Genomic DNA, 23,695 nt, shown 5'->3' with positions numbered 1-23,695 from the left:
CCCGTCAGGCCGCGGTCTTGCGCGCGAGGCGCCCGATGAGCCAGTTGATCGCGGCAATGAGCAGCAGCAGGACGAGCATGGCCCAGGCGACCGCGGCGGCCGTACCGAGGTGCCCGAGGTTCCAGCCGTAGTTGTAGAGGTAGATGCTGAGCGTCTCGTACTGGTGCTCGGTGCCGCCCTGCGCACCGTTGGTACCGCCCTCCAGCAGGAGGGGTTCACCGAAGAGCTGCATCGAACCGATGGTCGAGATGACGATCGTGAAGAGGATCGTCGGCCGCAGCGCGGGGATCGTCACGTTGCGGAACTGCTGCCAGCGCGAGGCGCCGTCGAGCGAGGCGGCCTCGTACAGATCGGACGGCACTGCCTGCATCGCGGCGAGGTAGATCAGGGTGTTGTAACCCGTCCAGCGCCAGATCACGATGATGGCGATGGCGATGTTGGACGTCCAGTGGCCGTTGACCCAGTTCGTCTCGCCGAAGCCGAAGAACCCGAGCACCCAGTTCAGCAGTCCGCCGTCGGCCCGGAACACCAGGGCGAAGACGAGGGCCGCGGAGGCCACCGAGGTGGCGTACGGGGTGAGGATCACCGTGCGCCAGAAGGTGCTCGCCCGCAGTTTGTAGTTCAGCAGGTGGGCGAGGCCCAGCGCGACCATCAGCTGCGGGACGGTCGAGATGACGCCGATGACGAACGTGTTGGTGACCGCGGTCCAGAACTCGGAGTCCTGCAGGATGGTGCTGAAGTTCTCCCAGCCGACCCATTCCATCTGGTCGAGGCCGGTCATCTCCACCTTGTGCAGGGCGATCCAGCCGGTGTAGACGAGCGGGTAGAGCCCGAAGGCTCCGAAGACGAGGAAGAACGGCGCGATGTAGGCGTACGGCGACGCCTTGTCGTCGAATCGCCAGAGGCGGCTGCGCCATGCCTGGCGGCCGGGAGTCATGGGCTTGGGAGCGCGGCGGTCGGGCCGACGGCCGTGCGCGTCCCGGGTGGGGGTCGTGGTTGCCACAGGTGGGAGTCCTTCCCTGGGGTGTACCGACACCTCAGGGGCAGGCCGGTCCTCTGGTCAGGTCCGGCGGGGTGTCGGAGAAGGTGCGCGGTGCCGGCGGGGAGCCGGAACCGGTGCGGGCCGGCCGGGACGCGTGGTCCCGGCCGGCCGCACGGTGGAAGATCAGCCGACCACCTTGTCGATGTCCTTGATGGCGGCGTCCCAGGCGTCATCCGGAGAGGTGCCCCGCTGCTCCATGTTGTTGATCTGCTTGGAGAAGGTGTCCTTGATCACGCCGTCCTTCGGGCCGAGCACCGCGGCCGGGATGATCTGCGCCTCTTCGGCGTAGATCTCACCGATGGGGGCGTTGTTGAAGTACTCGAGCTTGGCGGTCTTCACGTCGGGGAGATCGTAGGCGCCCTTGTTCGACGGGAAGAGACCGGCGGCCTTGAACACGGCGGCCTGCTGCTCGGGCGCGGTCAGCCACTTGACGAGCTCACCGGCCTCCTTGACGTGCTTGCCCTTCGCGGGCACGGAGAGGAAGGAACCGCCCCAGTTGGCCGCGGTCTCACCCGGGGTGCGGGCGATGTCCCACTTGCCCTTGTACTTGTCGCCGGAGTACGTGGCTATCTGGGCGGCCATCCACGCGGGACAGGCCACGGTGGCCATGGTGCCCTGGCGCAGAGCGGCCTTCCACGGGTCCTGGAACTGCGCGAGGCCCTGGGTCAGCTTCTTGTCGACCGCCTCGGAGGCGAGCTTCCAGCCCGCCTTGACGCCGGCGCTCTCCTTGTAGATCGGGTCGCCGTTCTTCGCGTAGTACTGCTCAGAGCCGGAGCTCACCACGCCGTTGTACATGGCACTGGCGGAGTCCATGAAGAAGGTGCCCTTGGGAGCCTTCTTCTTGTACTCCTCACCGAGCTTGAGGTAGTCCTCCCAGCCGCCGGCGAGCTTCGCGGCGACTTCCTCGCGGTCGGAGGGCAGTCCGGCCTGCTCGAACAGGTCACGGCGGTAGCAGATGGACATCGGTCCGATGTCGGTGCCCGCGCCGATGACCTTGCCGTCGTCGGTGGTCGCCTGCAGCGCCTTCCAGTTCACCCACTGGTCGGTGTCGATCACCTTGGACAGGTCGGCGAAGGCGTCCGCCTTCGTGTCGACGAGTTCCTTCGCACGGCCGACCTCGATGCCGTGCACGTCGGCCAGGCCGCTGCCGGTGTTGAGCTGCTGGAGGAACTTGGTGTAGTAGACCGGCTCTTCGGCTGCGGTGTTCGCCTTGACCGTGATGTTCGGGTGGAGCTCGTGGTACTTCTCGAAGAGCCCCGCCTCCTTGTAGCCGAACTGTCCGAAGTCGGCGACGGTCAGGGTGATGTTCCCGTTCGCGTCGGCCCCTTCCGAATCCGATCCGGAATCGCCGCAGCCGGTCAGCAGCAGGGCGGTGGCCGTGAGGCCCGTGGTAGCCATGACGGCGGTTCTGCGGCTTCGACCTGCGACGGTGCGGGTGATGCGCATTCCACTACTCCTTGTTCCAGGGTGGGACTGGCGTTCGATCTGCTCGGCATACGCGCTGGTGGGTGCGGGTGCCAGTGGTACGGAGATGACATGGGCGGTGCCGTCCCCGTACGAGCGAAAAACCTCGTTCGAAATGGGAGCGCTCCCATGCGCTGATGCCGGAAGGTTGCTGCCTCGGAGGGGTGGGTGTCAAGAGTTGAAGACGGTTCCGTTGCCCGAGCGTGTCCTGCAAGTCACGGGAACGTGTCCGACCGAGGGCTTGCCTTTGTCTTCGCTCCCTGCATGCGGGGTGGACAGAAGTCCCAATCCCCGCAGGTCAGTGGGGTGTTGGGCGGCTTTTTACCCGTCCGGCGCCGGCTAGGGGCGGTTCACGGCGCCATTTTCCGCGCCACCCTCGAAAGGGCGTGGACCGCCCTCGTCACCCGGAGATGCCCGCCGGAAAATGAACGGGGCAGGGCGTCACGAGGGGGCACAGAGGGGTCACAGGGCGTTTCCGTGTTCTTTCCCCGAACTCCACCGCGAGGCAGGGAGGTTCCGCTTCCGCCTCCCCCGGTGCCGTGAACGACCGGCCCCTCCGCGCACCGTGTGCGTGCGCGGAGGGGCCGCGTGGGGGGGGCGCGCCCCGGCCGGGTGTGGGGGGTGTGGGGGGCCGGCCGGGGCGCGCTGGTCGAGGTGGTGGCGGAAGGGGTGCCGGGGGCTACCCGAAGGCGCCGAACGCCTTGGTGAAGGCCAGCGGCTCCTGGAGGATCGAGCTGCAGGTCGCGTCCGCGGCCGGCTTCGCGCCACCCGCACACTGCACGTCCCGCGTGCCGGACCACATGGCCAGCCGGCCGATGCCCTTCTCCTGCGCGAACCCCACCAGCTGCGTGGCGTCCTCGACGGTGAAGATCTCGGTGACGACGTCGTTGACGCCGATCATCGGGGTGACCGCGACCGCCTTCCAGGCCGCCGCGTCCGAGAGCCCGAGCACACCCTTGAGCTGGGCCTGCGTGGCCGTGGCCGCCTGGGCTGCGTAATCGCCCATGTCCCCGCTGTACGAGGGGCCGTAGTCCATCGCCATGATGTTGACCGCCTCGATCGCCACGCCGTTCTTCTTCGCATCCGCGATCAGGTCCACGCCCGGCTGGGTCAGCCCCTCGGGCATCACGGGCAGGGTGAAGGACACGTCCAGCCCGGGGTGCGACTTCTGGAGCTGGGTGATGGCCTGCGAGCGGCGGGAGTTGGCGGCGGTGTCGGGCAGCGCACCGCCTTCGACGTCGAAGTCGACCTTGGTGAGTCCGTAGGTGTCGACGACCTTGCCGTACGCCGCGGCGAGCTCGTCCACCGAGGAGCAGTGCAGCGCCAGTTCCGCGCCTGCCGCCCCGCCGAAGGAGACCCGTACGTCGCCGCCCTCGGCCCGTAGCGCGGCGATCTGGGCGGCCACCTTGTCGTCGGCGAGTCCCGTCACCCCGCCCCAGAGCGGGGCGCAGCCGCCGCCCGAGGTGATGAACGCCAGGGTGAACTCCTTGACCCCCGTCTTCGACGCGGTGTCCAGCAGGTCGTAGGCGGGATGGAGGGACGTGTCGACGTACGGGGCGAATCCGGCCCCGCCGGCCGTACCGCCCAGCGTCCCGGACGGCTCGGCCGTCGGTGTCCGGGTCGGCTCGGCCGTCTCCGTGGGTTCCGGGGCCGACGTGGGAGCCGATGTGGGTTCCGGGGCCGACGTGGGCCCCGGGGTCACGGTCGGGCGCCCCCCGGGTTCGGGCGTCGCGCCGCCCTCGGCGGAGCACGCGGCGTCGTTGATGCGGCAGTCCTCCGGGTCGGCTGCGGCTCCGGTGGAGGTGGTGACGAAGCCGATCGTCACGGACGCGCCCGGAGCGATCTCCTTGTTCCAGCTCGCGGGCCTGACGGTGACGTGGTTGCCGCTGACGGTGTGCTCACCGTTCCAGAGCGAGTCGATCCTCGTACCGTCGGGCAGGTCGAATTCGAGTGTCCAGCCCGACCGGGCCGTCCCGGTGTCGTTCGAGACGACGTACTGCCCGGTGTAGCCGCCGGCCCAGTCACTGGCCCTCGTGTACGTCGCACCGACGGCCGCGGCCTGCGCCGTTCCGGTGAGTGCGAAGACGGTGCCGCCCACGACCGCCGCGGCGACGAGGGCGCCGGCCGCCTTCGTGCGGGTGCGCGTCGTGCGGCGGTGCGTGCTGGTGGCCATCGCGTTCCTGCCTCTGTCCTGCCGGGGGGTGATTGCGTCTGCACGCTAGCCGCCGCGAACCGGGCAAAGGGCACTTGCAGGACATGAGTTGCTGTTCTTAGGGTTTGCTTAAGGAGGGCATCGGTGCCGGTTAAAGATCCGGCCCGGCCCCCGGGGCGCCGCGGAACAGCGCGTTCCGCCCCTTGAGCCGCCGTGGCCCCCTTCTGGCGCTGCGCCGCCCCACCCGGTGTCCCCGCCGCGCACGTTCGGCCGGGCCGCCGTCGAGCCCTATCCAGATCCGCACCTCCGTGCCGCCGAGGACGGACCGCCCGATGCGCAGGTCGCCGCCGGTGGATTCGGCGACCCGGCGGACGATGTCGAGGCCGAGGCCGGTCGATCCCACCGTGCCCCGCGCTCCGTCCCGTCCGCTGGCACCCCGGGCCAGGGCGGATTCCGGGTCGGGTATGCCGGGTCCGGCGTCCGAGACCAGCACGAGCACCGCGTCGCCGCTGTGGTGCACATCCACGGCGAAGGCGGTGCCCTCCGGGGTGTGCCGGAAGACGTTGCCGAGCAAGGCGTCCAGAGCCGCGGCGAGTTCGGGCCTTGCGACGGGGATCCGTACCGTGCGGTCCACGCCCGCCAGCCGTACCGTGCGCCCCTCGTCCTCGGCCAGCGCCGACCAGAATCCCATGCGTTCCCTGATGACCTCGGACGCGTCGCATCCGGCTCCGGCGCCCGTCTGCCCGCCCTGGGTCTGCGGGCGCTGCTCCCGTGCCGTACGGATGATGGTGTCGACCTCGTGCTCCAGCTGTTCGACGGCGGCCCTGGTCTGCTCGGCGGCCGGGCCCTCGCCCAGTGAGGCGGCGTTGAGGCGGAGCACGGTCAGCGGGGTGCGGAGCCGGTGCGAGAGGTCGGCGGCCAGTTCGCGCTCGTTGGCCAGGAGCTGGACCACCTGGTCGGCCATGGAGTTGAACGCGACGGCGGCGGAGCGGAGTTCGGTGGGCCCCTCCTCCGGGACCCTGGTCCCCAGCCGGCCCTCCCCCAGGTCCTGGGCGGCGCCCGCCAGTCGCTGGGCCGGCTCCACCATCCGTACGCCCAGCCGGTCGGCCACGGCCACGGAGCCGACGATCAGCGCGATGCCCACGCCGGCGAGCACCAGCCAGGCCGTGCCGACGCCGTTGGAGACCTCGTCCTCGGGCACGAACACCTCGACGACCGCGATGCCTCCCGAGCCGAGGGCGGTGGGCTGGAGCAGCGCGGAGCCGCCGGGCACGTCCGCGATGGAGGCGCGCCCCGAGGTGCTGACGGTCTCCAGGTCCGCGCGGCTGGCACGCCGGGTGCCGATCTCCAGGCGGGATCCGCCCGGTTCGGTGGCGGGGACGTGGACCGCGAGCCGTCCCCGGCCGCCGGGCTCGGTGGACAGGGCGGCCCTGGTCAGCTCCTCACGGTCGGTGGTGATGGTGAGGGTGGGGCCGATCGTGGCCGCCTGACGCTCGGCGTCGGAGAACGCGCGGTCGCGGGCCATCTCCTTGATGACGAGCCCGAGCGGTACGGCGAACGCGATCACGACCATGGCGGTGACGGCCAGGCAGACCTTGACCAGGGCCCATCTCATGCGGGCTGTCCCGGGGCCGTGGCCGGTGGTTCGAGCTTGACCCCGACTCCGCGCAGCGTGTGCAGGTAGCGCGGCCGTGCGGCCGTCTCGCCCAGCTTGCGGCGCAGCCAGGAGAGGTGGACGTCGATGGTCTGGTCGTCTCCGTACGACTGCTTCCAGACCTCGGCCAGCAGCTCGCGGCGGGGTACGACGACGCCGGGCCGGCCCGCGAGGAAGGCCAGCAGGTCGAATTCGCGGCGGGTCAGGTCCAGTGCCGTGCCGTCGAGTTCGGCCTGCCGGCGCAGCGGGTCGATGGAGAGTCCGCCGACCTGGAGGACGCGTGGCGGCGGTGCCCCGGCACCGGCTCCGCGGGTGCGGCGCAGCACGGCCGCCATGCGGGCGGAGAGGTGCTCCACGGAGAACGGTTTGGTCAGGTAGTCGTCGGCGCCGTCGTTGAGCAGCCTGACGATCTCGGCCTCGTCGTCCCGCGCGGTCGCGATGATCACGGGTACGTCGGTGATGGAGCGCAGCATCTTCAGCGCCTCGGCTCCGTCGAGGTCGGGCAGCCCGAGGTCGAGGACCACGACGTCGAACCGGAAGTGGGCGACCTCCCGCAGCGCTTCGAGCGCGGTGCCGACACTCCGTACCGTGTGCGAGGCCTCGGTCAGGTGCCGGATGAGGGCGGAACGTACGAACTGGTCGTCCTCGACCACGAGCACACTTGGCATGAGCCGCACCGTAACCCATACGGAGCAACGGGGTCCCTCCAGGACAACGGCCGCCCGGGTGGTGCAGGATGTGCCCGATGCAACGAGGACTCGTACACGCGATCGCGTGGTCGCTCGCCACGGGTGCGGCGGTCACGCTGTCGTGGTGGGGCGTGCACACGGTCATGTCGGGGACGGCGTACGACCCTCCGCGCGCCGTTCCGATCTCGGTGGGGGCGCGGGGCGGACAGGCCACGGACGAGCCGCTGTCGTCCTCGACGCACCGGGCCCTGCCCTCGGCCTCGCCGAGTGCCACCGCCTCCCGTGCCGCCCCCTCGCGTTCTCCCCGGCCGTCCCGTCAGCCGTCCTCCCGCCCGCCTGCCGCGAGCCCCGGCCCGGCGAAGCCCTCGGCGCCCCCGTCCGCGGCGGGCGAGGTGAAGAGTTACCCGACGCGTGGCGGCCGGGTCGTCCTCGAGCTGGCGGACGACTCGGCGAAGCTGGTCTCGGCGACGCCGGAGCCGGACTGGTCGATGCAGGTGTGGACGAACCCGGAGTGGATCCGGGTGGACTTCAGCGACAGGGCCGGCGCGACCGTCTCCGTCTTCTGCACCTGGAACGGTCATCCGCCGATGGTGGAGACGGTGGACCAGTAGTCCGCCTACGTGAAGGTTCCGGGCGGCGGGGCGGGTGACGGCCTGGCGCCCGCGTCGGTGACGACGGCGGCGCCTCCCGTGAAGTCGGCGAGTGCCCGGCCGTGCTCGACGCGGCCGGGGTGCGGGTCGCCCGCGACCCGCCGGGTCAGCTCGGCGACCGCGATCGGCAGGCCGGAGGCGACCAGGACCGCGTTGCCGAAGCGGCGGCCTCGCCAGACGACCGGATCGGCGGCCAGGGCGAGCTCGGGGAAGACGGAGGCGGCCGTGGCTATCTGGCCGCGCAGGTGCGCCAGCGGCGGCCCGTCGGCGAGGTTGGCGGCGTACTGGCCCCCGGGCTTGAGCACCCGGCGCACCTCGGCGAGGAATTCGGCGGAGGTGAGATGCGCGGGCGTGCGGGCCCCGCCGAAGACGTCGGCGATGACGAGATCGGCCCAGCGGTCCTGGATCTTCCCGAGTCCGGCACGGGCGTCCGCCGAGCGGACCCGTATCCGGGCCTGCGGGTCCAGGGGCAGCTCCCGGCGGACCAGTTGGACGAGGGGTGCGTCGATCTCCACGATCTGCTGGGTGGAGCGGGGGCGGCTCGCGGCGACGTACCGGGCGAGCGTGAAGGCCCCGCCGCCGAGGTGGAGCGCCTGGAGGGGACGGCCGGGGGGCGCGGCGAGGTCGATGACGTGGCCGAGCCTGCGCTGGTAGGCGAACGAGAGGTACGAAGGGTCGTCGAGGTCCACGTGGGACTGCGGCGCGCCGTCCAGCAACAGCGTCCAGGCGCGCGGACGTTCACGGTCGGGCACGAGTTCGGCGAGACCGCCGTCCACCGTCGCGGAGACGGGCTCCTGCTGACGCTCCGGCCGCTTGCGGTCGCTCGCGCCCCGGGCCGCGCCTCTCCGTGCCACGCGCGCTCGCCCTCGCTGCCGTTCCGGGCCGGTCACCTGGGAGGACCGGCGGGGGCGGGAGATCCGCCCACCCGCCCATTATGGCCTCAGCGGCAGTTGTCGGCCGCCTCGATCAGCCGGGCGGCCTGGTCGAGGGCGGCCCGGAGCACGGCGGGATCCGTGACGGGCGCCTCCGCGACGGGCGGCAGGAGCCAGCCCCCTCCGACGACCGGCGGCTCGGCGGGGATGCGCAGCCCGCGGCCGTCCGTCCGCGTACAGGCGCTGCCGGGCACGTCCCAGGCCTCCGCCGTGCCGGGCGGCACCAGGAAACCGAGGACGGCACAGGCCCCGTCGTGCAGCACGGGGCCGACGGGCTCGCTGTCCGATCCCCTGCGCAGGATGTCGACGGCCTCCAGGCCCTGACGCGCCGGGACGGTCACCAGATCGCACGGTGTGGTTTCCGGGCCCATGTGAGGCAAGGGAACCCCTCCTCTCGTCTCGACGAGACGGTGCCGCGCCCCGTCTCCTCATGGACCAACGCGCCGACGGCGTCAAGGGCTACGGCGGCACGCCGCCGCAAAGGGTGGCAGTTCATGGCAGATTGCGGGCGAGATGCCCGGTTTGTCAGTAAACACAGCGTGTGCGACTCGTTACAGCAGGTACGTTCTTGCTCCGCCGGGACACCGGAAGCAGGCGCCCGGCTGCACCAGAGAGGGCCCCGCCATGGTGTCGACACGGGCAGTTCCCAACCTCGTCTTCCGTCGGCTGCGCGGACAGCGCTCCGCGGGAGAGTTCGCGGCCGCGGTCCGCAGGGCCGCCCGCGAGATCGGTGAACAGGTCGCGTGCGACGCCCGGTACATCGGACGCGTGGAGTCCGGGGAGATCCGCTGCCCCAACTACGCGTACGAACGGGTGTTCCTGCACATGTTCCCCGGGGCGGACCTCGCGGACCTGGGCTTCTCGGCCCGCGAGAGCGTGCGCGGCCGGGGGGCCCGCACGACACCCTTGCCCCCGCCCACCACACCCCCCACGCTCGACAGCGAGATCCACGAGGAGTGCGACGTGCTGCGTCGCGTGTTCATGACCAGCGGCACCACCACGGTGGCGGCCGCGTCCCTTGGCCTGGGCGGCCGTTCCGCCGCCGTGGGCCCCCTCGCCGTACCCGCGCAGCGCCGGGTGGGTGAGGCCGAGGTGAGCGCCGTGGAGAAGGCGGTGCGCGAGATCCGGCTGCTGGACGACCGGCACGGCGCGGACGGCCTGTACCGGCGGGCCTCCCAGCCCCTCCGTGCCGCGTACGCCCTGCTCGACTCCGGGACCACCACCCGGCGCAGCACGACGGACCGGCTGTACGCGGGCGCCGGCGAGCTGGCGATCTCCGTGGGCTGGCTGGCACATGATTCGGGGCGCTTCGACGACGCTCGCTCCCATTACGCGGAGGCGCTCGCGACGGCGCGGCTGGCCGGGGACGCCGCGCTGGAGGCGCACGCGTTCTGCAACGCTTCGTTCCTGGCCCGGGACACGGGGCGGGCCCGCGAGGCGGTCCGCGCCGCGGAGGCCGGGCAGCGTGCGGCCCGGCCGCTCGGTTCGCCCCGGCTGCTGGCACTGCTGGCGCTGCGGGAGGCGGGGGCGCGGGCGTGGCTCGGGGACCGCACGGGGTGCGAGCAGGCGATCGGGCGGGCGCAGACGGCGTTCGACCAGGGGCCGAGCGACGCGGACCCGGAGTGGATGACCTTCTTCCGCGAGGCGGAGCTGGAGCTGCTGGAGGCCCAGTGCTGGTCGGCCCTGGGCGACTGGCCGAGGGCGGCGCGGCATGCCCGGCGGGCGACCCGGCTGCAGGATCCGCACTTCACCCGGAACCTCGCGCTGTACCGCGCGCAGCTCGCCGGTGACCTGGCACGGGCGGGCACGGCCGACGAGGCCGCGGCGGCGGGCCACCAGGTGCTGGACCTGCTGGACCGGGTCCAGTCCTCCCGGATCCGCGGGATGCTGGCGAGCGCCGTACGGGTGCTCCGGCCGCGGGGCGGCCCGGAGGTGACGGCCCTCCTGGCCCGCTACGAGGAGCTGCCGCCGGGCACCTGAGGCTCCGGCGCCTCCAGCTCGGGCGGCTGGTCCAGGCCCGGGCGGCTGGTCCAGGCCCGGGCGGCTGGTCCAGGCCCGGGCCGGCGCCACCGGGCCCCTGGCCCCTGGGCCCGAGCCCGGCTTCTTCAGCTCGGGCCGGCCCGACCCGGAGAGGCCGGGCTCGGGCACCCCGGGTCAGCGGTCCAGGTGGCCCGTGTCGTTCCAGCGTTCCAGCGCGGGGAGGCCGTACGCCCACCCCAGCACCGACAAGGACGTCGGCTCCAGCCGGATCCGCGCGGCGAACGACACGTCCTCGCCCAGCCACCGCGCCCCCAGCGCCCGCAGGATGTGACCGTGGGCGAAGACCAGCACGTCGCGGTCGGCGGACCGCGCCCACTCGACGACCTCGTCCGCCCGGGCCGTGAGCCCGGCGAGGGTCTCGCCCCCGGGGACCCCGTCGCGCCAGATGAGCCAGTCGGGGCGATCCGCCTTGATCTGCGCCGGGGTCAGGCCCTCGTAGTCCCCGTAGTCCCACTCCATCAGTGCGTCCCACGGCTGGGCCCGCTCACCGAAACCGGCGATCGCGCAGGTCTCGGCGGCCCGGACGAGCGGACTGGTCCGCACCTCGACGCCGGGCAGGCCTCCCCAGGGCTCCCGGTGGAGCCGCTCGCCGAGCAGCTTGGCGCCCTCGCGGCCGGTGTCGAGGAGGGGGATGTCGGTCCTGCCGGTGTGATTGCCCTGGACCGACCACTGTGTCTGGCCGTGCCGGGCGAGCAGGATTCGCGGTGCCATGACGGCTCTCCTGAAAAATACGGAGATCCGAAGATCTGAGGACCCTAGGATCTGGTGGGTCCGGGACAGCGGTGTCCGGGACAGCGTCACGGGGCGGCGCCGCCGGCGGCCGGCTGGAAGACCGGCGCGGGCGGAGGCCCTGCTCCATCATCTCCCACCTGCTTCACGGGCAACCTGCGGGGCGGCGTCCGCGTCCCTCTCAGCGCATGACCAGGGACGGCCGCGTGGGACGGCCCCCAAGGGGAATCAGGGCATACGACCGCCGTACGGTTGAACGCCCGCCGACGACCGCATGAACCTGGGGAGAGCTACCGGATGCCGCACGCCACCGCCGCGACACCGTCCGGTCCCCGGCCCCGCTGGTGGACGGAGCTCCCTCTGATCGCGGTGGTGTACGGGCTGTACTCACTGGGCCGGCTGCTGGTCCACGAGAACATACCGGCGGCCGTGGAGAACGGTCTCGCGATACTCCGCCTGGAGAAGGCGCTGCATCTCAACGCCGAGCACCCGCTCAACCGGCTGCTCACCGCCCACCCCACGCTCGGGATACCCGCCGACTTCGCGTACGCCTCCCTGCACTACCTGGTCACCCCGGCCGTCCTGGTCTGGATCTTCCGGCGCCGTGCCGCCGCCTACCGGGCGGCCCGTACCTGGCTGATGACCTCCACGCTCCTCGGGCTGGTCGGCTTCACGCTGATGCCGACGTGCCCGCCCCGGCTGCTCGACGCCCACCACGGCTTCGTCGACACCATGGCGCAGTACAGCGCGTACGGCTGGTGGGGCGCGGGCGCGAGCGCCCCGCGCGGCCTCAGCGGGATGACCAACCAGTACGCGGCGATGCCGAGCCTGCACGTCGGCTGGGCGGTGTGGTGCGGCGTGCTGCTGTGGCGCCACGGCCGCCACCCGCTCGTCCGGGCAGCGGGTGTCGCCTATCCGCTGATCACCGTGCTCGTCGTGATGGGCACGGCGAACCACTATTTCCTCGACGCCGTGGCCGGCGCCGCCGTGATGGCCCTGGGGGCCCTCCTGACCAGGCCGTTCATGCGGCTCGCCGACCGCTTCAAGGACCGGGTGAGGGCGGTGTTCGCACGCGTGCCCGCCACAGTCACCCCCACGAGATCCACGATTGTCAGTGACGGATGCAAGACTTCCGCGGGTGAGCGAATACCCGGCCAGCGGACCGCCTCCGCAGATTCCAGCGACGCGAGACCCCGCTCGGCAGCCGAGGCCAGCGACGACGCTCCGGCAGCGGCTCGCTGAACTGCGCGGTCCGTCCGTCGCGCCGCATCCGCTCGACGCACGCGCACTGGCCGCGCTCGCGGCCAACCCGGGATGCAGACGGCGCGCCCTGCTCGACGGCGCGGGCGTCGACAAGGCCGTGCTGGCCACGGCGCTGGGTTCCCCCGCCGCGTTCGGCCAGTCCCAGTTCGCGTTCGTGCGGGGCAACGCCTTCGAGGCGAAGGTCAAGGCCGACGGCGGCACGGAGCTGCTCCGCCTCCTCGTCGAACGACTGGGCGGCGGTGCCGAGGCGGCGGCTGTGGCCGCGGTGCCCGATCTGACGGCCGCGGGCCCGGAGGGCCGCGCCGCGCGTACGGCGCTGGCGCTGCGCGAGGCCACGGCGGCGGGCAGCTGGACGCTGCTCGACCATCCGATGCTGGCCCTGGAGGTCGCGGGCTCGCCCGCCTACCTGGAGCCGGACGCCGTGGTGGTGCACCCCGACGGCACCTGGACGGTCGTCGAGATCAAGTCCTTCCCCATGATCGACAGTTCGGCGGACGCCGCGAAGGTCGGTGCCGCGGCCCGCCAGTCCGCCGTCTACGTCCTGGCGCTGGAGCGGGTCGCCGCGATGACCGAGGGCGCGGAGGTCGGGCACAGGGTCCTGCTGGTCTGCCCGAAGGACTTCTCCAACCTCCCGACCGCCTCGGTGGTGGACGTGCGCAAGCAGCGCGCCGTCACCAGCCGCCAGCTGACCAGGCTGACCCGTGTCGAGGACATCGCGGACGCCCTGCCCGAGGGCACGACCTTCGACCCCGGCTGCTCCGCCGAGGAGCTCGGCACCGCGGTCGAGTCGGTCCCCGCGGCCTACGCCCCCGAGTGCCTCGCCGCCTGCGAGCTGGCCTTCCACTGCCGGGCGAAGGCGCGCGCCGAGGGCGCGGTGGAAGCGCTGGGCCGGAGTGTGCGGGGCGAGCTCGGAGGCCTGACGACGGTCGCCGGGGTGCTGGCCGCGGCGGCCGGCAAGGAGGGCGACCCGGCCGACCCGACGGTGGCGGCCCTGCGCAGGGCGGCCGCCCTGCGGGCCGAGGCCCTGGCCGGAGTGGACGGCGGCGTCCCATGTCACTGATCAGCACCCTGGCCCGGCTGGAGGCGGTCGACAGCGGGCGGGCCCAGCCGCTGGCGACCGTGCGGCACCGCCATCTGACCGACGGGCCGCTCGTGCTGGTGCCGCTGACGACCGCCGGTGAGGCGGGCGCCCCGCTCGGCGCGCTCGTGGGCACGGACCGTGCGGCGCCCCGCCTGCTGGCGGTGGCCCAGCCGCGCGACCGCGATCTGCGGTTCGCGTTCCTCGCCGAGCTGGCCGAGGCGGTGCTGCCGCACATCGAGTCGTACGCCGATGTCGTCGAGCCCGCCGAGCGCAGCGAGGTCGATCCCGGGACCGGCAAGAAGGTCAAGGTCGAGGTCGAGCTGTGCGCGGACGCGGCCCAGCTGATCGTGCCGAGCAGGGCCGGAATCGACTTCGTGCGGCTGCTCGGGCGGTCCATGCGGTTCCGGCGTACCGCCGAGGACGACCCGGACACCCCCTATCCGGCCCCCGCCCGCGTGCCCCTGCTCGGCCGCTGGATGACGCACTACGGGGAGCGGGCCAGGGTGCCGGGTTCGTCGCTGCTGCTCGCCGCGACGGACCTGCTGAACCGCCACTGGGCGACGGGCCAGTCCAGCCTGGAGGACCAGCACCTCGGTGCGCTGCTCGCGTGGGTCGACCCGCCGGACGGGGAGCCCGGTGCGGCGGCGGCACTCCGGGCGGAGCTGGAGCGGGACCGTGACGGCCAGCTGGTGTGCCCGCCGGCCGGGCCGGCGACGGACCCGGCGTTCGACAACAGGCTGCTGGCGCCCGCGATCGAACGGTACGACCGGGCGCGCGCGGCGCTGGCCGCCGCGGAGGACGCCCTCGACGCCGACACCCGGCTCGGCGAGCTGAGCGGCGCCGAGCGGGAGATCAGGTCACTGCTCGCGGGCGTGCTGCTCCCCACCTGGGACGCCGTGTGGCGGGGGATCGACCTGCTGCGGGAGCTTCCGGAGGGTACGAGGGCCGAGGACCGCTGGACCAGGGACCGCTGGTCGTTCACCGCGCACCGGGACCGGGTGCGGGCGGGCGAGCCACCGCAGCCGCGCCGGGACGACGCGGTGACGGCCGCGCAGAAGCTGGCCGCGCGGGAGACGGCCCAGGCGCAGCTGGACGCCCAGGAGGCGCTGGACGATCCGCTGGTGCTGGCGGGGCGCAGGCTGGCGGGCGAGGCGTTCATCGGGGAGGTGACGGAGGTCGAGATGGCGTACAGCGAGTCGAAGCGGCCCTCGCCGCGTCCCCTGGTCACGGTGCGGACCGACGAACGCCCGCACCTCGGTGAGCGGACCAAGGTGTACCGCTCGCTGGACGGCAGGCCGCAGACGGCCGAGTTCGTGGGGTACGCGACCGAGGACGCCGGGCACGCGGAGCCCGAAGGCACGGTCCACCTCGTCCTGCGGATCACGGACCGGATGGGGCGGAGCAAGGAGCCCGCGCCGGGCTCGGTGCCCGAGCCCGGCGACCGGATCGCCTGGACCCTGTTCGAGCACGACCAGCGGGGCGGCCCGAAGCTGCCTGATCCGGAGGACACCCCGTGGACCCATGGCGGCCCGCCGGGCGCCGCCGGCGGCGGACATGCCGAGCAGCCCGATCCCGTGACCGCGGAGGACATCCTGTGACAGCCGTTCCCGACCCGGGTGCCGCGGCGGCGCGGGCGACCGACGCGATCCTCGGCGACACCTTGCACGGCACCGCGCGCGGCATCGTGGTGGATTCGCCGCCGGGCGCGGGGAAGTCGACGCTGGTCGTCCGCGCCGCGCTGGAGCTGGCCGCGGCGGGCCGTCCCCTCATGGTCGTCGCACAGACCAACGCCCAGGTGGACGACCTGGTGGTGCGGCTGGCGGAGAAGGCCCCCGAGCTGCCGTTGGGCCGGCTCCACAGCAGCGACTCCGATCCGTACGACAAGGTCCTGGACGGCCTGGACAACGTACGGAAGTCGGCGAAGGCGGCGGATCTGGCGGGCCTGGACGTCGTCATCTCGACGGCCGCCAAGTGGGCACACGTGAAGAACGTGGAGCCGTGGGGGCACGCGATCGTCGACGAGGCCTACCAGATGCGGTCGGACGCCCTCCTGGCCGTGGCCGGGCTGTTCGAGCGTGCGCTGTTCGTGGGGGATCCGGGCCAGCTGGACCCGTTCTCGATCGTGGGGGCCGACCAGTGGGCCGGCCTCTCGTACGACCCGTCGGCGAGCGCCGTCTCGACTCTCCTCGCCCACAATCCGGAGCTGCCGCAGCACAGGCTGCCGGTGTCGTGGCGGCTGCCGGCGTCGGCGGCGCCGCTGGTCTCGGACGCGTTCTACCCGTACACGCCGTTCCGCAGCGGCACGGACCACGGCGAGCGGCGGCTGTCGTTCGGTGTGCCTTCGGACGGATCGGGCCCCGACCGCGTGCTGGACGAGGCGGCGGAGTCCGGCTGGGGGCTGCTGGAGCTCCCGGCCCGGCACACACCGCGCACGGACCCCGAGGCGGTCCGGGCGGTGGCCCTGGTGGTCCGCCGCCTGCTCGACCGGGGCGGCGCCGCGACGAGTGAGCGGGGCCCGGAGCCGGTCCCGGTGACGGCGGAGCGGGTCGCGGTCGGCACGGCCCACCGCGACCAGGCCGCCGCGGTGCGGGCGGCGCTCGCGGAGCTCGGTGTGACGGGCGTGGCGGTGGACACGGCGAACCGGCTCCAGGGCCGCGAGTTCGACGTGACGGTGGTCCTGCATCCGCTGTCGGGCCGCCCTGACGCCACGGCCTTCCATCTGGAGACGGGCCGTCTGTGCGTGCTGGCCTCCCGGCACCGGCACGCGTGCGTCGTGGTGTGCCGCGCCGGGGTGGCGGACCTGCTGGACGAGCACCCGTCGACGGAGCCGGTCCAGCTGGGCGTGACGGTGAAGTTCCCCGACGGCTGGGAGGCGAACCACGCCGTCCTGGCGCATCTCTCCGAGCATCGCGTGCATTGGGCGCCCTGATCCTGGGAAGCGGTCTTGCGGCGGGCTGGACAATGGAAGGTGGCCGTCCGGCCGTACGAGGAAGGAACACCACATGGCACAACCCGAGCGGAACGAGCGGCAGCGGCTGCGTCCGGCGCCGCTGCTCTTCGAGCCGTCGGAGGCGGCAGCCGATCCGGAGCACTTCTTCGACCTGGAGTCGATGGAGGACCCGAAGGACCTGCTGGCCCGCGCGACGGAGCTGACGCTCGCCTTCCGGGCGGCGACCGACCGGGCCGTGGAGTTCCAGGCCGTGGCCGCCGCCCAGCTCGCCGATCCTCGCCGGTTCGACCGGCTCACGCCCGCGGACATAGCCGAGCGCGCGGAGTGGACCGAGGACTACGCGAAGAAGATGATCGAGTTCGGCCGGTCCCTGCTGAACGACCCCGCGCCCTGACCCTCGGCCGGGCGGGCGTCCGGCGCACCTCCGTCACCGCGGGTACACCCGTGGCATATGCCGCCGGGCAAGATACTCCGTCCTGGGCGCCCTGTCCGGCATTCCGGCAACTCTGTGAGACAGGAGCGTCACTGCCGGTAGACATGACTCCATGAGCGCATGGCTGAATGACGAAACGACCCTGCAGACCGCTGCCGCCCCGCGCCACGACGTCGACATCTTCGCCCTGCTGCGGGACCGCGCCGGCCTCCGGGCCGACGACAGGGCCGCGCAGGTCACGGCTTCCGGGGCCGCGTGGCTGGCGGGCGCGTCGGCCCACCCCCGCAGCACGCTCTCGCAGTGGGAGGCGCGGCCCTGCTCCCCCGGCGTACTGCCGTGCGGCTCCTCGTTCGACGTCGTGAACGTGCCCGCCCTCTTCGGCAGGCGCATGCTGGAGCAGCTCTGGGCGGAGGGTCCGGGATCGGGGCCGGTGGCCACCCACCGGGGCCGGATGCTGCTGTTCGCCTCCCCGGGCACCGCCCAGCGACTGCCGTCCCTGCTGGCGTGGGAGGAGTGGGGCACGGGTTCCGCCGGTGGCTCCCGCCGGCACCAGGGCGCCCTGCCGCCGGTGCTCTGTCACGGCACCGGGGACGCGGTCACCGTCCCGCCCCTGACCGGCGGCGCGGGCACCGGCGGGCCCCGCTGGCTGGTCGCTCCCGACACGCGCAGTCCCTGGCTCCCGGGCCCGGACGTGCTGCTGTGGGCCTGTGTCCGCGTGGGCAGGTCGGCAGCCCCGTCGACCACCGGATATTCGATTTTTCCTCCCGCCGATCCGGGTGCTAATGTCTACGACGTCAGCAGGCGCCGTTAGCTCAGTTGGTTAGAGCAGCTGACTCTTAATCAGCGGGTCCGGGGTTCGAGTCCCTGACGGCGCACCGACGGATGAAGCCCCCTCGCGGAAGCGAGGGGGCTTCTTCGTGTGTGCGTGCCCGGGTCAGGTGCCGGTGGCGATCCGGACGGTCCACGCTCCCGACCGGGTCCGGTCGGCGACGTCGATGCGGATGCGCTCGCCGGGGACGGTGTAGCGCTCGCCCTCCCGGAGCGGTGCGTCGGCGAGCGGCGGGTAGACCGACCGGTCCCAGCAGGCCTCGGACCCGGGGTGGGTGTCCAGCACCTCGACGGGACCGCCGCCGGACGGTGTGGCGTTGCGGATGCGGTAGACGAGCACACCTTCGGTACAGGTCGTCCGGTCGTTGCCCGTGGCGCTGCGGGCCTCGATGGCCAGCGCGCTGTCCGCGCCGGTCCTGACGACCGCGAGCCGGGTGCCGATGGACGCGCCCGGCACGGGCACCTCGGCCATGGGTTGAAGGGTGAGGTCGGCGGCGCCCTGCACGCACACGACCTCCCCGCCCTCCAGCCAGCCGAGCTTCCACTTGTGCCAGCCGAACAGGTCGGGGGAGAGTCCGAACTGGCTGCCCATCACGTCCCAGTCGCCGACGTAGGTGTCCCAGTCGCCCTTCCCGTCCTCCGGCCGGTGGTAGAGGTCGGCCAGGTCGAAGACGTGTCCGGTCTCGTGGGCGAGGACGTTCCGGTCCGGGGGGTGCTCCTCGAAGACGGTGACCACGCGCCTGATGTCGGTGTCGTCGGCGTGCAGGGGGCGGTCGAAGTTGACGACCTTGGTGGCGTCGGAGTCGACACCGGGGGCGTCCGGGTCGGCGACGAGGTAGACGATGTCGTACGCGGAGAAGTCGGTCTGTTCGTCGGCGGCCTCGATGGCGTCGCGGAGGTAGGCGCTGCGGCGGTCGGAGCTCCAGTCGCGCTGTATGCCGTACCGGGTGGACGGGTGCGGCATGGGGGTCCACCGCGGCTGCGGGTGGGCGCGCAGGGTGAACTTCCCGTACGAGGCGCGCTCGAAGAAGCGGGTCGTCGAGGGGAAGTAGTCGGCGGCGAGCACCTCGGGAGACACGACGGGGTCGGAGTCGGGGAACGAGAGGAAGATCATGACCGCGTCGAGGGTGCGGTCGGGGCGGGGGTAGGCGTCGTTCCAGGTGTCGAGGCCGAGCGAGTGGTGCGCTCCGGTTCTGGGCAGGGCGCACGGTCCCGCGTCGCGCGCGGACGCCACGGCGGGCCCGGCGACGAGTCCGGTGGCGGCGAGCGCCAGGAGGGAGGTGAGGGCAGCCGCCACACTGCGCAGACTCGGCCTCTCCACTCCCCCGGGTCCGTGCTGACGCGGCACATCTACCTCCGGGTGGCGAATGCGGGACTTCCCCCTCACCCTGTGCCGTTTCGGCGGCGTACGTCCTGTTGTGATGCCCCACACGGGTCAGTGGCGGCGGAGTGATCATCCGAAGAGGGATGATCCCCCTCACACACAGTCACATTCGCTCACCCGAGAGGCCTAAACAACCAGATCAGCTCAAAAGTGATCATCAATAGCCAAAATGGCATGAGGTCGCCACCCTTGGGACAGACGTGGGACAGACGTGGGCCATGCGCGTGCCGCGTGTCCGAAACGGCGGGCGCGCTGGAACGGCCGGCGCGCCACCCTCTATGCTTCACCTCGCTTTCCCGTGTGGTTCCCGCCTCTCGCGCGGCGCACCACTCCACGCCCCTGCCCGGCCACACCTGTTCACGACAATCTGCACAGCGGGAGCGAGCGGTGAGCGGAACCCCCGAAGGACCGACGGGCCGAGCCGGCACGACCCACGGCGCCGGGCCATCAGAGATCACGCAGTGTGATCATCGGACGGTGGGCGTCTCCGAGCTGCACGACTACCGCTCCGCGTTCGCGGCGGCCGCCCTCCCCATGGCCGTCGTCGACCACCGTGGCCAGGTCGTCAGGACGAACGGCGCCCTGGACGGACTGCTCGGCACCGACCCCTCGCACCTGGCCGGACAGCCCGCGGCCGACCTCGTCGGCCTCTCCTCGGACGGGCCCACCTGGCGCGCGTACACCGAGGTCCTGCGCGGCACCCGCCCCCGGCTCCGGTGCACCCGGCGGCTCAAGCACGCCGACGGCCGGCCGATGTGGGCCGAGGTCACCGTCGTGCCGATGGGCGGCCCGGACACCGGTCCGGGCCGTGTGCTGCTGTCCGTCTCCGACGTCAGTGACCGGCGCGAGCTGCGGGAGCGGCTGCGCCACCTGCGGATGCACGACCCCGTGACCCGGCTGCCCAACCGCACGCTGTTCTTCGAGCGGCTCGCGACCGCCCTGGAGAACCCGCCGGTCACGGACGGATCATCATCCCGGCAGGGCCGGATCGGCCTCTGTTACCTCGACATCGACGGCTTCAAGGCGGTCAACGACACCCTGGGGCACCGCACCGGCGACCGGCTGCTCGCCGCCGTCGCCGGACGGCTCACGGACTGCGCCGAGGCCGACGGCCACCGCACCGGCGGCCACCTGGTGGCGCGCCTCGGCGGTGACGAGTTCGCGATCCTGGTCGAGGACTCGTCGGGTACGCAACAGCTCACCGACCTCGCCCGCTCGGTGCTCACCGCCCTCCAGCAGCCGTTCGAGGTCGCCGGGCACCGCCTGTCGGTCTCCGCGTCGATCGGGGTGGTGGAGCGGGCGTCGGCCGGCACGTCGGCGACCGCGCTGATGCAGGCCGCGGACACCACCCTGTACTGGGCGAAGGCCGACGGCAGGTCCCGCTGGACCCTCTTCGACCCCGAGCGCAACGCGCACCGGATGACCCGGCAGGCACTCTCCTCCACGCTCCGCCCGGCCGTCGAACGCGGGGAGTTCACCCTGGAGTACCAGCCGCTGGTCGGGATGGCGGACGAGGTCGTACGAGGCGTGGAGGCCCTGGTCCGCTGGAATCACCCGCGGTTCGGCCTGCTGGCGCCGAGCCGGTTCGTCCCGATCGCCGAGGAGGACGGCACGATCGTCCAGCTCGGCCGGTGGGTGCTGCGCACCGCCTGCCTGCAGGCCCGGCGCTGGCAGCTGGAACACCCGGGCGAGCCCGCGCTGTTCATCAGCGTCAACGTCGCCGTGCGGCAGCTCTGGGACTCCGATCTGGTCGCGGACGTGGCGCAGATCCTCGCCGAGACGGGCCTGGAACCCGGGCTGCTGCAACTGGAGCTGACCGAATCGGCGGTCATGGGCTCGTCCGGCCGGCCCTTGCGGGTGCTCCAGGCGCTCAGCGACATGGGGGTCCGTATCGCGATCGACGACTTCGGCACGGGTTACTCCAACCTCGCCTATCTGAGCCGGCTGCCCGTATCCGTGCTGAAGCTGGACGGTTCCTTCGTGCGCGGCTTCCGCTACGAGGAGGGTGCGCACCCCAGCCCGGCCGACGAGACGATCGTCGAAGCGATGGTGCAGCTGGCGCACCGCCTGGGCCTGACGGTCACCGCGGAGTGCGTGGAGACCTCGGGCCAGGCGGAGCGGCTGCGCCGGATCGGGTGTGACACCGGGCAGGGGTGGCTGTACTCACGTGCGGTGGCCCCGGAGCGGATCGCCGAACTGATCGGCACCAGGCCACCCGAGGGCTGACCGGGGGCAGCCCTCGGGAGCTGACCGGCGGTCAGACCGCCCTGGGCAGCCCGTACGCGTCCGCGATGAGCTCGTACGAGCGCAGCCGGGCCTCTCCGCCGTGCGCGTTGGCCGTGATCATCAGTTCGTCCGCGCCGGTGCGCTTGGCGAGGTCGTCCAGACCGCTGCGCACCTCGTCCGCGGTGCCGTGGACGATGTCCTTCAGCCAGCCGTCGACGAATTCGCGCTCCATGGGACTGAAGTCGTACGCCTCGGCCTCCTCGGGGCTGGGCACCAGGCCGGGACGCCCGGTGCGCAGCCGGACCATGGACAGCGCGCCGGTGAGCACCTGGCGCCTGGCCTCGCGCTCGTCGTCGGCGGCCAGCGCCGCGACCCCGATGAGGGCGTAGGGCGCGTCGAGCACCGCCGAGGGCTTGAAGGACTCCCTGTACAGGTCCAGGGCGGGCACGGTGTTCCGGGCCGAGAAGTGGTGGGCGAAGGCGAAGGGCAGGCCCAGGACACCGGCCAGCCGGGCGCTGAAGCCGGAGGAGCCCAGCAGCCAGACGGGCGGACGGGCGGGCGACTGGACGCCGCCGGGAGACGTGGCCTGTACGGGACCGGGGACGGCGTGGATACGGGCGTAGGGATGCCCGTCCGGGAAGTCGTCGTCGAGGAAGCGGGTCAGCTCGGCCAGCTGCTGCGGGAAGTCGTCGGCACCCTCGTTCAGCCGGTCCGTGCGGCGCAGTGCCGCCGCGGTCGCTCCGTCGGTTCCGGGGGCCCGGCCGAGGCCGAGGTCGACACGGCCGGGGGCCATCGCCTCCAGGGTGCCGAACTGCTCGGCGATCACCAGCGGGGCGTGGTTGGGCAGCATCACTCCGCCGGAGCCGAGCCTGATGCGCTCCGTGTGTGCGGCCAGGTGCGCGAGGATCACCGCGGGGGACGACGAGGCCACACCGGGCATGGAGTGGTGTTCGGCGACCCAGTAGCGGTGGAAGCCGCGGCTCTCGGCAAGCTTGGCGATGTCCACGCTGGTGCGCAGGGCCTGGGTCGCCGTGCGGCCCACGCCCACGGTCACCAGGTCGAGCACGGAAAGCGGCACGGAGGCCGTGCCTCCCGTCGTACCGCGAATCTGGTCGCCTCGGTTCTCGTCCACGTGTGTCGGCCTCTCCGGTGCTACGTCTGCGTATCGGAGAGTGCCAACAGGAGGATGGCTCCGCTTATTCCCGGGCGGCACCCCTCCGGGAGCGGCCGGTCCGGAGCCTGCCACCGGCCGCCCGGAACCCGGACCGGCCCGTCAGGACGTACCGGACCGGCCGGAACGCGTGCCCGCGGCCGGTCGGCTCCGGGGCGCCTACTCCCTCACGCGCCTACTCCCTCACTTCGATACCCCGCGGCTCGGTCGCGCCCAGCGGCGGCTCGCGGGTGGCGAAGAGGGTGCCGAGGGTGGGAGCCCAGATACGGCGCTCGGCCAGCCGCAGCCCTTCCCAGACCGCCACCTGGTTGGCCGTGAGGACCGGCTTGCCGAGGAGTTCCTCCAGCTCGGGGACGTGCGCGGCGGTGTGCAGGGCGTTGTCGGGGAGCAGCACCACCTCGGCGTCGGGGTGGTCCCCCGCCACGGCCAGCTCCTTGACGAGGTCCACGTCCGCGGCGGCCGCCTCCGACGCGGTGATGATGCCGCTGCCCCGGGTGGCGGTCACCTCGACCCCTCCGGACCGCAGGAAGCCCGCGAACAGCGCGGCGATGTCCTCGGAGTAGGTCGCGGCAACCGCGACCCGGGAGGCACCGAGCTCGCGTACCGCGTGGACGAAGGCGACGGACGTGCTGGAGGCGGGCAGCCCGGCGGCCCTGGCCAGCCCTGCCGCCTGCTCGTGCGCTCCGTCCCAGCCGTAGGCGAAGCTGCCACCCGAACAGGCCCAGACCAGCGATTCGGCGCCGGCCATCCGCAGTTCCTCGACACCGGCGTTCAGGCGGTCGGGCGCGCCCGCCGCCCTCAGGTTCTCGGCCCTGCGGGCGTCCTCGTCGATGTCGGTGTGGAAGAGCGGCACTCTGATGTCGCTGTCGAGCATGACCTCGATCCGCGGGAAGTCGTCCTCCGCGGCGTGGCCCGGGTAGAGAAGTCCAACGGTCGTCATGTCCATCCTTCCGGTGCGTCCGGATGCCCTGCCGTCATTCCAGTCACCGCTGCCCCCACCTGGGACA

The 23,695-nt window shown here is 72.6% G+C and carries 20 protein-coding genes and 1 tRNA gene; 10 read left to right on the top strand and 11 right to left on the bottom strand.

Features of this window, described 5'->3' with window-relative positions:
* Positions 1-4: 4 nt before the first annotated feature.
* The 5 genes from OO67_RS10300 to OO67_RS10280 all read right to left on the bottom strand — a co-directional run bounded on the left by OO67_RS10300 (position 5) and on the right by OO67_RS10280 (position 6,980).
* Positions 5-1,003: a carbohydrate ABC transporter permease gene (locus OO67_RS10300; RefSeq protein ID WP_033299105.1), complete on the bottom strand. Its 999-nt coding sequence runs from the start codon at positions 1,001-1,003 to the stop codon at positions 5-7.
* A gap of 162 nt (positions 1,004-1,165) precedes the next feature.
* Positions 1,166-2,488, bottom strand: a complete 1,323-nt coding sequence (locus OO67_RS10295; RefSeq protein ID WP_033299104.1) for an ABC transporter substrate-binding protein — start codon at positions 2,486-2,488, stop codon at positions 1,166-1,168.
* Positions 2,489-3,185: 697 nt separating this feature from the next.
* Positions 3,186-4,679, bottom strand: a complete 1,494-nt coding sequence (locus tag OO67_RS10290) for a cellulose binding domain-containing protein (protein ID WP_033299103.1) — start codon at positions 4,677-4,679, stop codon at positions 3,186-3,188.
* Positions 4,680-4,809: 130 nt separating this feature from the next.
* Positions 4,810-6,273: an ATP-binding protein gene (locus OO67_RS10285; RefSeq protein ID WP_033299102.1), complete on the bottom strand. Its 1,464-nt coding sequence runs from the start codon at positions 6,271-6,273 to the stop codon at positions 4,810-4,812.
* Complete coding sequence (locus OO67_RS10280; RefSeq protein WP_033299097.1) at positions 6,270-6,980, bottom strand: response regulator transcription factor; 711 nt, start codon at positions 6,978-6,980, stop codon at positions 6,270-6,272. The genes OO67_RS10285 and OO67_RS10280 overlap by 4 nt, the downstream gene beginning before the upstream one ends.
* A 77-nt stretch (positions 6,981-7,057) precedes the next feature.
* Between OO67_RS10280 and OO67_RS10275 the strand changes: the two genes are divergently transcribed.
* Positions 7,058-7,612, top strand: a complete 555-nt coding sequence (locus OO67_RS10275; RefSeq protein ID WP_033299096.1) for a hypothetical protein — start codon at positions 7,058-7,060, stop codon at positions 7,610-7,612.
* A 5-nt stretch (positions 7,613-7,617) separates the two neighbouring features.
* Here OO67_RS10275 and OO67_RS10270 read toward each other — a convergent pair whose 3' ends face one another.
* Positions 7,618-8,505, bottom strand: a complete 888-nt coding sequence (locus tag OO67_RS10270) for a spermidine synthase (RefSeq protein WP_033299094.1) — start codon at positions 8,503-8,505, stop codon at positions 7,618-7,620.
* 86 nt (positions 8,506-8,591) lie between these two features.
* A complete protein-coding gene (locus tag OO67_RS10265; protein ID WP_244300114.1) occupies positions 8,592-8,954 on the bottom strand; it encodes a hypothetical protein in 363 nt (120 codons plus the stop codon).
* 253 nt (positions 8,955-9,207) lie between these two features.
* On the opposite strand from OO67_RS10265, the gene OO67_RS10260 reads away from it, so the two are divergent.
* A complete protein-coding gene (locus OO67_RS10260; RefSeq protein WP_033299090.1) occupies positions 9,208-10,563 on the top strand; it encodes an NsdA family TPR-like regulatory protein in 1,356 nt (451 codons plus the stop codon).
* Positions 10,564-10,737: 174 nt separating this feature from the next.
* On the opposite strand, the gene OO67_RS10255 is transcribed toward OO67_RS10260, so the two are convergent.
* On the bottom strand, positions 10,738-11,334 hold the full coding sequence (locus tag OO67_RS10255) for a histidine phosphatase family protein (RefSeq protein ID WP_033299088.1): 597 nt from the start codon (positions 11,332-11,334) through the stop codon (positions 10,738-10,740).
* Between the two features lie 315 nt (positions 11,335-11,649).
* Between OO67_RS10255 and OO67_RS10250 the strand changes: the two genes are divergently transcribed.
* From OO67_RS10250 to OO67_RS10220, 7 genes are all read left to right on the top strand, one after another.
* Positions 11,650-12,594: a phosphatase PAP2 family protein gene (locus OO67_RS10250; protein WP_033299086.1), complete on the top strand. Its 945-nt coding sequence runs from the start codon at positions 11,650-11,652 to the stop codon at positions 12,592-12,594.
* Positions 12,491-13,675, top strand: a complete 1,185-nt coding sequence (locus OO67_RS10245) for a hypothetical protein (RefSeq protein ID WP_078597807.1) — start codon at positions 12,491-12,493, stop codon at positions 13,673-13,675. The genes OO67_RS10250 and OO67_RS10245 overlap by 104 nt, the downstream gene beginning before the upstream one ends.
* The gene (locus OO67_RS10240; protein WP_033299084.1) at positions 13,666-15,294 is read left to right on the top strand and encodes a hypothetical protein; all 1,629 of its coding nucleotides are present in this window, start codon (positions 13,666-13,668) and stop codon (positions 15,292-15,294) included. The genes OO67_RS10245 and OO67_RS10240 overlap by 10 nt, the downstream gene beginning before the upstream one ends.
* Entirely contained in the window at positions 15,291-16,625 is a 1,335-nt protein-coding gene (locus tag OO67_RS10235; RefSeq protein WP_033299083.1) for an AAA domain-containing protein, read from the top strand. The genes OO67_RS10240 and OO67_RS10235 overlap by 4 nt, the downstream gene beginning before the upstream one ends.
* A gap of 73 nt (positions 16,626-16,698) precedes the next feature.
* The gene (locus OO67_RS10230) at positions 16,699-17,040 is read left to right on the top strand and encodes a hypothetical protein (RefSeq protein ID WP_033299081.1); all 342 of its coding nucleotides are present in this window, start codon (positions 16,699-16,701) and stop codon (positions 17,038-17,040) included.
* A 151-nt stretch (positions 17,041-17,191) separates the two neighbouring features.
* Positions 17,192-17,890 (top strand): hypothetical protein, encoded by a 699-nt coding sequence (locus OO67_RS35960; RefSeq protein ID WP_063746135.1) that lies wholly within the window; start codon positions 17,192-17,194, stop codon positions 17,888-17,890.
* A tRNA-Lys gene (locus OO67_RS10220) sits at positions 17,881-17,954 on the top strand. The genes OO67_RS35960 and OO67_RS10220 overlap by 10 nt, the downstream gene beginning before the upstream one ends.
* Positions 17,955-18,013: 59 nt before the next feature.
* On the opposite strand, the gene OO67_RS10215 is transcribed toward OO67_RS10220, so the two are convergent.
* Positions 18,014-19,255 (bottom strand): M6 family metalloprotease domain-containing protein, encoded by a 1,242-nt coding sequence (locus tag OO67_RS10215; RefSeq protein ID WP_033299079.1) that lies wholly within the window; start codon positions 19,253-19,255, stop codon positions 18,014-18,016.
* A 423-nt stretch (positions 19,256-19,678) separates the two neighbouring features.
* On the opposite strand from OO67_RS10215, the gene OO67_RS10210 reads away from it, so the two are divergent.
* Positions 19,679-21,517, top strand: coding sequence for a putative bifunctional diguanylate cyclase/phosphodiesterase (locus tag OO67_RS10210; RefSeq protein WP_033299078.1), 1,839 nt, complete (start codon positions 19,679-19,681; stop codon positions 21,515-21,517).
* Between the two features lie 31 nt (positions 21,518-21,548).
* Here OO67_RS10210 and OO67_RS10205 read toward each other — a convergent pair whose 3' ends face one another.
* Positions 21,549-22,649, bottom strand: coding sequence for an LLM class flavin-dependent oxidoreductase (locus OO67_RS10205; RefSeq protein WP_033299077.1), 1,101 nt, complete (start codon positions 22,647-22,649; stop codon positions 21,549-21,551).
* Positions 22,650-22,863: 214 nt separating this feature from the next.
* Positions 22,864-23,628, bottom strand: coding sequence for a maleate cis-trans isomerase family protein (locus tag OO67_RS10200; protein WP_033299075.1), 765 nt, complete (start codon positions 23,626-23,628; stop codon positions 22,864-22,866).
* Positions 23,629-23,695 lie beyond the last annotated feature (67 nt).

The organism is Streptomyces atroolivaceus (assembly GCF_000717025.1).
Classification (GTDB): Bacteria; Actinomycetota; Actinomycetes; order Streptomycetales; family Streptomycetaceae; genus Streptomyces; species Streptomyces atroolivaceus.
The sequence above is the reverse complement of the archived record's forward strand: the minus strand, read 5'-3'. Positions and strand labels throughout refer to the sequence as shown.